We start from the raw sequence: 10334 nt of genomic DNA on the forward strand, positions 1-10334 counted from the left end.
AATTCTGCTCGATGCGTTCCGATGCGCTGTCAGTCATGCTTTTGTGTACGTTTGCGCTTCCAAGAATCTCGCTAACTGCGCGCCGCGTGCAAGCTTCGTTCGACGGCCGGGAAGGCTGAATCGCGCCGATCCGGCATGCTTCGTGCGTCCTAGTTGCGGTTGCACCGTCCACGCCCGCCACCGCGTACGAAAGGTACGGGCCATGAGTAAGTTTTCCAATTCGCTGCCAAAAATGACGCTGCAACGTGAGGAGTCCGACGCCGTTCCCGCCGCGCAGTCGTGGCAGGAGGAACCGCCTTTTCCGGTGGTGCCCGAGCGCAACTTCGCCGCGCAGCGCCTGACGCTCTATGCGTTGCTGGTCGCGGCGGTCGTGCTGCCGTGCGTGTACGTCGCCATCACCGCATACACCGATTACCACGCGCGCGTCGCCGACGCCTCCGATCTGGTCGCGCGCAACGCCCGCGTCGCGGAAGAACACGCGCTGAAAGTCTTCGATCTGAACGTGACGCTCAACGAGCGCATCGTCGATCTGCTCGACGGCCTCGACGCCGGCGCGATCCGCCGAGAAAGCGCCACGATCCATCAGCGCCTCAAGGCGATCAGCGGCTCCTATCAGCAAGTTGCGGCGGCATCCGTGTTCGGCGCCGACGGCAAGCTGCTCGCGACGAGCCGCATCTGGCCGACGCCCGACATCTCCGTTGCCGAGCGCGACGATTTCGGCGGCCTGCGCGCCGGCCAGAGCCAGCGGATTTCGCGCGTGATGGTCGGCCGCGTCGCCGGCGAGCAGGTGTTCAACACGGCCATCGCGCGGCGCACGCCGGCGGGCGCGTTCGACGGCATGGTGACGATCGCGCTGCGCCCATCGTATTTCAGCGCGTTCTATCGCGAGCTGATCGGCGATAACCCGAGCGTGTCGCTCGGTCTGACGCGCGCGGACGGCGAAGTGCTCGCGTGGTATCCGCCGCGCCCGGCCGATCGCATGGCGCTCGCGGCCAGCTCGCCGCTGCGCGAGGCGTACCGCGCGGGCGGCCGAAGCGGCGTCGTCAGGATGGTTTCGGGGCTGGACGATCAGCTGAAGATCGTCGCGTTCCGGCGCGTCGGCGGGTATCCGGCCTATGTATCGAGCGGCTATCCGATCGCGACGATCTGGTCGGCATGGTGGAAGCATCTGAGCGTGCTCGCGCTCTCGATCTTCGCGCCGTGCGTCGTGCTGTGGGGCGTAATCGCGCAGTCGTTGCGGCGCCTCGCGACCGAAGAGGAAGCGTGGGAGCGCTGGCAGGCCGAAGCGTCGATGCGCCGCTCGATCGAATCGGCGTATCGGCAGGCGCGCAAGATGGAGGCGCTCGGCAATCTCGTCGGCAGCGTAGCGCACGACTTCAACAATCTGCTGATGATCGTCTCGACCAACGTGCAGATCGCGCGGCGGCGCGGCGCGCCCGGCCTCGATCGCGAACTCACGGCGATGGAACGCGCGCTGAAAAGCGGCCAGTCGCTCACGCGGCAACTGCTCGGCGTCGCGCGCAAGCAGCCGTTGCGCAGCGAGATCATCGCGATCGGCAAATGGGTGCCGGCGGGGCGCGAGTTGCTGCGCGCATCGCTCGGTGCGAAGGTGGCGCTCAGCGTCGAAGTCGCGCCGGAGGTGTGGGCGATCCGCGTCGATCCGGCGGAACTGGAGCTCGCGCTCATCAACGTCGCGGTGAACGCGCGCGACGCGATGCCCAACGGCGGCACCTTCACCGTGCGCGCCGGCAACGTGCGCTTTCGCCACGAGGACGGCTTTCCGATCACCGGCGAATTCGTGCAGATCACGCTCGAAGACAACGGCTTCGGCATGAGCGCCGAAGTGCTCGGGCGCGCGTTCGAACCGCTTTTCACGACCAAGCCGAAAGGCATGGGCACGGGCCTCGGCCTGCCGCAGGTGTTCGCGTTCTGCGAGCGCGCGGGCGGGCTCGCGACCATCGACAGCGCGATCGGCGCGGGCACCGCCGTGCGTCTGTACCTGCCGCGCGCGACGGCGGCGGCGCCCGGCGCGGCCGCGAAGCACGAACAGGCGGCGTCGCAGGAAGCGGACGGCTTGCGCGTGCTGCTCGTCGAGGACAACGAGGAAGTCGCCGCCGGCACCGAAGCGCTGCTCACGATGATGGGCCACCACGTCACCTACCTCTTCAACGCCGATGCCGCCGCCACGATGCTCGAAGCCGCGCGCGCCGACGCATCGGCCGGTTTTCCGTTCGATGTCGTGCTCTCCGACATTCACATGCCGGGGCAGATGAACGGCATCGATCTCGCCGAAATGATGCAGCGCTTTCACCCGCGCATTCCGGTGATTCTCGTCACGGGTTACGCGGAAGAGCTCGACCGCGCGCGGCAGGTCGGCGCGCGCGTGCTGTCGAAGCCGTTCGACATCGCGCTGCTCGACGCGCTCCTGCGCGCGATCCGCGACGGCGCGACGCCTTCCGATCTGCGCGCGGCGCGTTCGGTCGATCGCTGAACCGCCCGCGCTGCAATCGACTTTTGCACGCGCGTTTGTAAAAGCGCCGGCTCCTTTTCCCGCGCCGTGCCGCTCGCGCCGGTTCACGCGCATCCGGCACGCGAGTTGCGTGAATGCCGACATGCGCGGCGACCGACGTCGCCGATTTTCGGAATTCGCCCATCCGCAGGAGGCGTACATGCGACACACCGTCATCGGAGTTTTCGACACCTATGCGCAGGCCGAGGACGCGCGCTCGGCCCTGATCGCCGCCGGCTTCCTGCGCGCGGATATCGAACTGCAGGCCAATCCCAAGCGCGACGATGCAGCCGCGCCGTCCGACATGCCCGATGCCGTCACGCATCAGGAGCCGGGCGTGCTCGCCAACATCGAGCGCTTCTTCAGCATGCTCTTCGGCGGACGCGATCAGCCGCCGGAAGTCGCGCACTATTCCGAGGCCGTGCGGCGCGGTGCGATCCTCGTCGCCGTCGAAACGCCGAGCGTGGAGCAGGCCGACATCGCGCGCGCGACGCTGTCCGATCAGGGCGCGATCGATATCGATGAACGCGCGGCAAGCTGGACGACGCTCGAACACGGCACGTCCGCGGCGGCCGCCGATGACCGCGATCATTCGGTGCTCGACGAACTGGGCCTCGGACGCGGCAGCGCGGTGCCGGGACGCGAGCCGGTGAACGATCCCGACCAGACGCCGTCGCGTGCGCGGGCTTATCCGCACGCTGATGTCGGCGATCCGGCCGCGCTGACGCCGCGCGATTACGTCAGCGATCCCGCCGACGATCCGCTGATGCCGCGCGGCGGCATGTCGCAATCGCAGTCCCAATCCCAGTCGATGACGAGCGACGCCGAACGCACCGCCCGCGATCCGCTCGCCGGTCGCGACCCGGTCACGGGCCGGGATCCGTACGCGACGACCGGCGCCGATCCGCTCGCCGATCCGCTCGCCGATCCGCTCGCCGGGACGCCCGCCGATCCGCTCGCGGCGCGCACCGAACTCGCGGGCGATTCGCTATCGGAGCGCGACGCCATCGCGGGCCGCGATCCGCTGCGCACGACCGGCGCGGTGCCGCCCGAGCGCGCTCCGTTGCCCGGCGTGCGTACCGACACGGCGTCCGAATGGCGCTCCGTCGAACCGTTGAGCCCGCTCGACGAACCCGCGACGCCGTCTCAGGCGGGCGCGGCGCGCGCGGCGGGATCGTCGCCCGATCCGGTTGTCGCTTCGGCGGGAACGCAGGCGGGCGGGCCGGTCGGACCCATCGGAAATCCGCAAAACGTGCCCAATGAATTCATGGAGTACGAAGACGACTTCCGCGCCGATTACGCATCGAAGTATTCGGCGACGGGCGAGCCTTACGAGGACTATCAGGGCGCGTATCGCTACGGCGCGACGCTCGGCAACGACGATCGATTCCGCAGCCGCACCTGGGACGATCAGATGGAATACGAAACGCGCCGCGACTGGGAGAGCAAGCACCCCGAAGGCGATACGTGGGAACGCTTCAAGGCGGCGATTCGTCACGGCTGGGATCGTGTGACGGGACATCATCACGTCTGAGTTCCGAGCCGCTCACGACAACGGCCCGCTTGCGCGGGCCGTTTTTTCGTGTGAACGGTGAGCGCTCAGGCCGCCCGATCCCGCACCCATGCGACGTACTTGTCCATGAACGTCTGCAGATATTTGCGCGTGTCTTCGCTCACGATATTGCCGTTTTCGTCGATGCGCTTTTCGTCGTGCTTGATGTACATCTCCGGCTGATTCATCAGCACGATGTCGAGGTACGCGCACACGCCGCGCAGATGCGACTGCGCGATCGCCGTGCCGATCGCCCCGACCGACGTCCCGATGATCGCGCCCGGCTTGCCGCCCCACGCGCTTTGTCCCCACGGACGCGAGCCCCAGTCGAGCGCGTTCTTCAGCACACCGGGAATCGAGCGGTTGTATTCCGGCGTGACGATCAAGAGGCCGTTTGCTTCGGCGATCTTCTGCTTGAACGTGCGCGCGGCTTCGGGAAAGTCGCTGTCGTAGTCCTGGCTGTACAACGGCAGGCTGCCGATGTCGAGAAACTCGAACGAGAAATCGCCCGGCGCGAGCGACACGAGCGCATGCGCGAGCTGCTTGTTGAACGAACCCTGTCGCAGACTGCCGACGACCACCGCGATCTTTAAGGCCATGAGATCTTCCCCGTCAAAGGTATGAAAAGGCGGATGAAGCGTTTCAGACAACGCCGTCCTCGCGACGGCGCGCGTGCACATGATAGGCGCATCGCGGGTCGGCCGTCTTCATGCGCGCAGTCAATCGGGACTATTTTTGCGATGAATCGAGCAATGTACCTCGCGCCGCGCCACTACGCGGTTCACAGTGAGCTATCCCCATGGTTATCCACAGTTTCTGTGGATAAGTCGAGAGTAACTTTCATTCCGATAATTTTCTGATTCAACCACGAAACAAAGCGCCCCAAGTCGCGCAAAAAGGTCGTACGAATCGGAACGCATCCTTGCTGATCGCGTAAAAATCTCCGCATTAAGTGAGCGATTACTTGCCATCGCGGGCCCGCATTCATCCACTCTGAACAACAATGTGTTGGCTCAATCAGTATTTTTGTCCAATAGGAATCCTCCTAGACTGCCTCTCAAGCGTCGGCCCCGACGCACACGCATCCAGGAGATTCAAATGAAAAGCTCATTGATCGGCGGTCTCGTTTTGTCGGCGCTTCTCGCCACCGCGCCCGCTTTTGCGCAATCGACGCCTGTGGGCAAGACCCGCGCCGAAGTGAAAGCGGAGCTACAGAGCGCGCGTCGCGCGGGCGATCTGGATGCGGTCAACGCGCTGAGCTATCCGCAATTGCGTCCTTATCAGGAACGGCACGCACAGCTTCAGGCCGGCGTGCGCGACGGTTCCAGCGCGCACTGAACAGCAGCGATTTCGATAATCAGAGGAAGCAGTCTGAACTGGCCCTCCTCCACCGTCGGAATGAAGGTGGTTCGCCCGGTGCCCCCGCGCCGGGCTTTTTTTTCGCGGTCAGAGCAAAGCCGCGTTCAGTACGCGTAGCCCGCGATGATGAGACCGAAGACCGGCAGCATGATGGTGAGCTCCGAGGGAAAAAGGTGAGACGTTTCGGGAGCCTCCCCACGGTGAGCCAGCCGATACAGCCGCGCCTCACTTATAGCCGGATCATCGGGATCGCGAAGCAATTTCGGCAGCTCAGTCACATTCTTAAGTGGACCACCCAAGCCGTTGTTCTTTAACGCATTCGACTTGCTTGACCACGATGCGGCGCGGCATGTACTTCGAGCCGCCCGGTCATCGTTTCGAAACGCGCCGGCTTCGGCTACGCGACGCGCTCCGCTAAAGGTGAGCATATTCGGGAGTCAGGAAAAGGCCTTGTCGTCAAGCCGCGGCCCAGGAATTAAACCCAGTCGGCACAGCTACTTGCGCTTCCCGCGGTTATTTACCCGCGTCATGGATACGCCTTGAGGTGAGGAAATTCGGGAGCCACTCGGCGGACGGAACGGCACTTGCTGCTCTGTCAGCCCTCGTACTTCTCACCCACCCCGGCAACATGACCATCAAAAGACCTTGGGCATACGGCGCTGCGGCGCTGGCTCTGATCGGCGGCGTCGCGACGCTGGCTGCATGCGCGTCGAACGGGGCGCGCCCAAGCGGCAACGACAACGTGCCCGAACCGTCGAAGGCTGTCGACATCGATCGCTATCTCGGTCACTGGCACGAGTTCGCGCGTTACGAAAATCGCTTCGAGCGCAATTGCGAAGCCGTCACGGCGAACTACGCGCGTCGCGAGGACGGGCTCGTATCCGTCGTCAACGCGTGCAGGCAAGGCGGGCTGAGCGGTCCGTACCGGTCGGCGGAAGGACGCGCGAAGATCGTCCCCGGATCGAATGGGACGAAGCTGAAGGTGTCGTTCTTCGGTCCGTTCTATGTCGGCGACTACTGGATTCTGGATCACGCCGACGATTACACGTGGTCCATCGTCGGCGAACCGACCGGGCGTTATCTGTGGATTTTGACGCGCGAGGCGAAGCCTTCGGCGGAGTTGCGTCGCACGCTGATCGAGCGCACGCGCGCGCTCGGTTACGACGTCACGATGCTGCGCGAAACGCAGCAAGGCTGACTTTTCAGCTTGCCTTGCAAGCGACGAGCAGCGAGTTCTGATTGTTCTCGGTCGACTGGCCAAGCACGTCGTAGCCGTTCGGACAGAGCGCCTTCGCGTTGTCCGTGCAATTGCGCCATCCGCCGTAGGCGGGGCATTGAATCTGTTGCGTCGGACGCCCGTCGGCGGAGAAAAGCGGCGGCGCGCTGCTGCATCCGGCGAGCGCCCACGCGCTGCCCGCCAGCATGATCGAAAGGCCGAGTTTTCTGCCGAGTTCCGTCGCGCTTTTCATCCGCTACCCCTTTGATTCTTGGTCGTTATTTTTCGATTTCGGGAGTATGCCACGCGAAGCTTTCGCGACAATTCGCCTGTTCGCAAAAGTGCGTCAGACGGCGATGCCGAGCGCCGCGATCTTCTTGTACAACGTCGCCCGTCCGATGCCGATTTTCTCCGCCGCATCCGCGACCCGACCGCCGCTCGCGCGCAACGCATCCGAGAGAAAGCGCCGCTCGAAATCGGCCATCGCGTCGGCGTACGACACGTTCGGCGGCTCGTCGCCTTCCTGGGCGACGGGTTCGGCCTGCGCCGCGATCGCCACTCGCCCCGCATCGATGAACGCGGAGAGCGCGCGGGCGTCGATGTGCTCGGTTTCGGACAGCATCAACGCGCGTTCGAGCGTGTTGCGCAGTTCGCGGACATTGCCGGGCCAGGAATACGCCTCGAGCAGTTGCAGGCCATCTTTATGCAGCACGAAATGGCCGACGTGCCCCGGCCGCGTATCGGCGGACAGGTCTTCGAGGATCGCGTAAGCGAGCGCTTCGATATCGGCGAGCCGGTCGCGCAACGGCGGCGCGTGGATCGTCAGCACGTTCAGCCGATAGAACAGGTCCGCGCGAAAGCGTCCCGCCGCGACGAGCGCGGGCAGATCGGCGGAGGTCGCCGCGATGATGCGGACATCCGCGCGCACGATGCGATTCGAGCCGAGCGGCTCGAACTCCTTGTCCTGCAGCACGCGCAGCAGCTTGCCCTGAAGCGGCAGCGGCATATCGCCGATTTCGTCGAGGAAAAGCGTGCCGCCATCGGCGAGTTCGAACTTGCCGACGCGCCCTTTCCGCTCCGCGCCCGTGTACGCGCCCGCCGCCGCGCCGAAGAACTCGACTTCGAGCAGCGTGTCGGGGATCGCCGCGACGTTGACGGTCACGAGCGGCTTACCCGCGCGCGTCGACGCGCCGTGGATCGAATGCGCGAGCAGTTCCTTGCCGGTGCCGGTTTCGCCGAGCAGAAGCACAGGCGAATCGACGAGCGCCGCGCGCCGCGCCTGACGTTTCACTTCGAGACTGACCGGGCTCGTGCCGACGAAGCTCGAAAACGTATACTTCGCGCGCCTCGCCTGCGCGAGCGACTGGCGCGTCGCGATCAGTTCCTGCTGCACGCGCGAGTAATGCGCGAACAGCGGCGTCAGCGCCTTCATCTCGTCGAAGAGCGCGAAGCCGATCGCGCCGACCGTCGCGCCCGAGTCGTCCTTTAGCGGCAGACGCGTGACGACGAGCGGCTCGCGATCCGTTTCCAGCACGTCGAGCAGAATCGGCTTGCCGGTCGCGACGACCTCGCGCATCAGGCTGTTCGGAATCACCGCTTCGCAGTCGAGTCCGATCGCGTCGAGCGGATCGTCGAAGCCGAAGCGCGCCGCGTAGCGCTTGTTGATCCACACGACGCGCGCGTCCGCGTCGACGATGAAGGTGCCTTCGCTCAAATTCTCGAAGGTCTTGAAAAGCGACTCCATCGCGCGGCGCATCACGTCGCTGTAGTCCGCCGGCACGTTGATCCAGTCGTTGCGCATGGCGCCCAAAGTCTCCGTTTTCTCCATATCGAGACGACTATCTCAATCCGGAGACGCGCCCGCTATCCGCATCTGCACTAGTTCTCAATGCTGTATGCAGCTGTTTCGACAGACGAGGATGTCTCCATTCGGAGACATTTTCCTGAAACCTTGCGATGTCATCTTCCCCTGATGCCTGTCGCGCCTGAGTTTCAGCACACTGGCACGGAAAGTGCATTTTGCACGCGCGGTGCGTTATCCATGCGCCGGCAGCGCTTCCAGAAGAGGCGCGCTGACAGTTTCAAAGAACAACCATCACGGAGACTCAATGTCGTTCATCATCGTGCTCGCCGCCCTGGCGTTCCTGATGCTCGCCGCCTATCGCGGCTACAGCGTCATTCTTTTTGCGCCGATCGCCGCGCTCGCGGCCGTCCTCCTCACCGATCCCGCTGCCGTCGCGCCCGTTTTCTCCGGCATCTTCATGGAGAAGATGGTCGGCTTCGTGAAGCTCTACTTTCCTGTGTTTCTGCTCGGCGCGGTGTTCGGCAAGGTCATCGAGCTGTCGGGATTCTCGGAGTCGATCGTCGCCGCAGCCATTCGATACATCGGCAAGTCGCGCGTGAATGCGGTGATCGTCGCGGTGTGCGCGTTGCTCACCTATGGCGGCGTGTCGCTGTTCGTCGTCGTGTTCGCGGTGTATCCGTTCGCGGCTGAGATGTATCGGCAGAGCAATATTCCGAAGCGTCTGATGCCGGGCGCGATTGCGCTGGGCGCGTTCTCGTTCACGATGGATTCGCTGCCGGGCACGCCGCAGATTCAGAACATCATCCCGACGACGTTCTTCAAGACGACTGGCTGGGCCGCGCCGTGGCTGGGCGTGATCGGTTCGCTGTTCATTATCGTCGTCGGCCTGGCGTTTCTCGAATGGCGCCGGCGCTCGGCGATGGCCAAGGGCGAAGGCTACGGCACGTCGCTCGTGAATGAGCCGGAGCGTGTGGAATCGACGTCGCTGCCGAATCCGATGCTCGCGATCGCGCCGCTGATTCTCGTCGGCGTTGCCAACTTCGCGCTGACGAAGTGGATTCCGACGTGGTATGGCGCGAGCTATACCGTGCCGCCGGAAGTGCTGCCGGGCGTGCATGCGCCTGTCACGACGGCTGTCAAAACCGTCGTCGCGATCTGGGCGGTGGAAGGTGCGTTGCTGCTTGGCATCGTGCTCGTTCTGCTGACCGCGTTTTCGCGCGTGAAGGAGCGGTTCGCGGTGGGGACGCGGGCGGCCGTTGCGGGGGCGCTCCTCGCGGCGATGAACACGGCTTCCGAATATGGCTTCGGTGGTGTGATCGCGGCTTTGCCAGGGTTTCTCGTGGTCAGCGATGCGCTCAAGAGCATTCCCAATCCGCTCGTCAATGCGGCTATCTCCGTTTCGTCACTCGCGGGGATTACGGGGTCTGCTTCCGGCGGGATGAGTATCGCGCTTGCTGCCATGTCGGATACGTTTATCGCTGGCGCTCAAGCTGCACATATTCCTTTGGAAGTGCTGCATCGCGTTGTGGCTATGGCCTCCGGTGGTATGGATACGCTGCCGCATAACGGTGCTGTTATTACTCTTCTGGCCGTGACCGGGCTCACGCATCGCGAGTCTTATCGCGATATTTTCGCTGTGACCATCATCAAGACTTTGGCTGTGTTCTTTGTTATCGCGGTTTATTACGCGACCGGCATTGTTTGATTTTTTTCGGTTTACGCCGGATCCCGTTTTCTTAGTGGTCTATTAGCGTTGCCCCTGTGCGGGGCGGCACCTACTTTCTTTGCTGCTGCAAAGAAAGCAACTGTATTGAGCGTCAAGGGTTGAGTTGGTAAGGATCATGGTTTTGGGGGATTCCAAGTTGTGCCGTCGCGCATCATGGCGTTGAGCTGG

General features: G+C 64.0%; 8 protein-coding genes. 5 read left to right on the forward strand and 3 right to left on the reverse strand.

Annotation, left to right across the window (positions count from 1 at the left end):
- Positions 1-232 precede the first annotated feature (232 nt).
- Positions 233-2491: a hybrid sensor histidine kinase/response regulator family protein gene (locus tag NCS02_RS20195; RefSeq protein ID WP_034472255.1), complete on the forward strand. Its 2259-nt coding sequence runs from the start codon at positions 233-235 to the stop codon at positions 2489-2491.
- Positions 2492-2669: 178 nt separating this feature from the next.
- On the forward strand, positions 2670-4043 hold the full coding sequence (locus NCS02_RS20200; protein WP_034472278.1) for a hypothetical protein: 1374 nt from the start codon (positions 2670-2672) through the stop codon (positions 4041-4043).
- Between the two features lie 65 nt (positions 4044-4108).
- Here the strand turns inward: NCS02_RS20200 and NCS02_RS20205 are convergent, their stop codons facing one another.
- Positions 4109-4660 (reverse strand): NADPH-dependent FMN reductase, encoded by a 552-nt coding sequence (locus NCS02_RS20205; protein WP_008354262.1) that lies wholly within the window; start codon positions 4658-4660, stop codon positions 4109-4111.
- 499 nt (positions 4661-5159) lie between these two features.
- Here NCS02_RS20205 and NCS02_RS20210 point away from each other — a divergent pair, with 499 nt between their 5' ends.
- Together NCS02_RS20210 and NCS02_RS20215 are read left to right on the forward strand one after the other, a co-directional pair.
- On the forward strand, positions 5160-5399 hold the full coding sequence (locus NCS02_RS20210; protein ID WP_008354261.1) for a DUF4148 domain-containing protein: 240 nt from the start codon (positions 5160-5162) through the stop codon (positions 5397-5399).
- Positions 5400-6048: 649 nt separating this feature from the next.
- Positions 6049-6618: a lipocalin family protein gene (locus NCS02_RS20215; protein WP_008354260.1), complete on the forward strand. Its 570-nt coding sequence runs from the start codon at positions 6049-6051 to the stop codon at positions 6616-6618.
- A gap of 4 nt (positions 6619-6622) precedes the next feature.
- Here the strand turns inward: NCS02_RS20215 and NCS02_RS20220 are convergent, their stop codons facing one another.
- Together NCS02_RS20220 and NCS02_RS20225 are read right to left on the reverse strand one after the other, a co-directional pair.
- Positions 6623-6889, reverse strand: a complete 267-nt coding sequence (locus tag NCS02_RS20220; RefSeq protein ID WP_008354259.1) for a hypothetical protein — start codon at positions 6887-6889, stop codon at positions 6623-6625.
- A gap of 93 nt (positions 6890-6982) precedes the next feature.
- On the reverse strand, positions 6983-8437 hold the full coding sequence (locus NCS02_RS20225) for a sigma-54 interaction domain-containing protein (protein WP_008354258.1): 1455 nt from the start codon (positions 8435-8437) through the stop codon (positions 6983-6985).
- Between the two features lie 307 nt (positions 8438-8744).
- Here NCS02_RS20225 and NCS02_RS20230 point away from each other — a divergent pair, with 307 nt between their 5' ends.
- Positions 8745-10145 carry a GntP family permease gene (locus NCS02_RS20230; RefSeq protein ID WP_008354257.1) on the forward strand — a complete coding sequence of 467 codons (1401 nt, stop codon included), beginning with the start codon at positions 8745-8747 and terminating at the stop codon, positions 10143-10145.
- Positions 10146-10334: the final 189 nt, after the last annotated feature.

The organism is Caballeronia sp. NCF2 (genome assembly GCF_023631205.1).
Taxonomy (GTDB): domain Bacteria; phylum Pseudomonadota; class Gammaproteobacteria; order Burkholderiales; family Burkholderiaceae; genus Caballeronia; species Caballeronia zhejiangensis.

Bases quoted from the DNA above. Each gene is read 5' to 3' on its own strand.
- NCS02_RS20210 (WP_008354261.1), top strand. From the start codon at position 5,160: ATGAAAAGCTCATTGATCGGCGGTCTCGTTTTGTCGGCGCTTCTCGCC.
- NCS02_RS20205 (WP_008354262.1), bottom strand. From the start codon at position 4,660: ATGGCCTTAAAGATCGCGGTGGTCGTCGGCAGTCTGCGACAGGGTTCG.
- NCS02_RS20200 (WP_034472278.1), top strand. From the start codon at position 2,670: ATGCGACACACCGTCATCGGAGTTTTCGACACCTATGCGCAGGCCGAG.
- NCS02_RS20220 (WP_008354259.1), bottom strand. From the start codon at position 6,889: ATGAAAAGCGCGACGGAACTCGGCAGAAAACTCGGCCTTTCGATCATG.
- NCS02_RS20195 (WP_034472255.1), top strand. From the start codon at position 233: ATGACGCTGCAACGTGAGGAGTCCGACGCCGTTCCCGCCGCGCAGTCG.
- NCS02_RS20225 (WP_008354258.1), bottom strand. From the start codon at position 8,437: ATGCGCAACGACTGGATCAACGTGCCGGCGGACTACAGCGACGTGATG.
- NCS02_RS20215 (WP_008354260.1), top strand. From the start codon at position 6,049: ATGACCATCAAAAGACCTTGGGCATACGGCGCTGCGGCGCTGGCTCTG.
- NCS02_RS20230 (WP_008354257.1), top strand. From the start codon at position 8,745: ATGTCGTTCATCATCGTGCTCGCCGCCCTGGCGTTCCTGATGCTCGCC.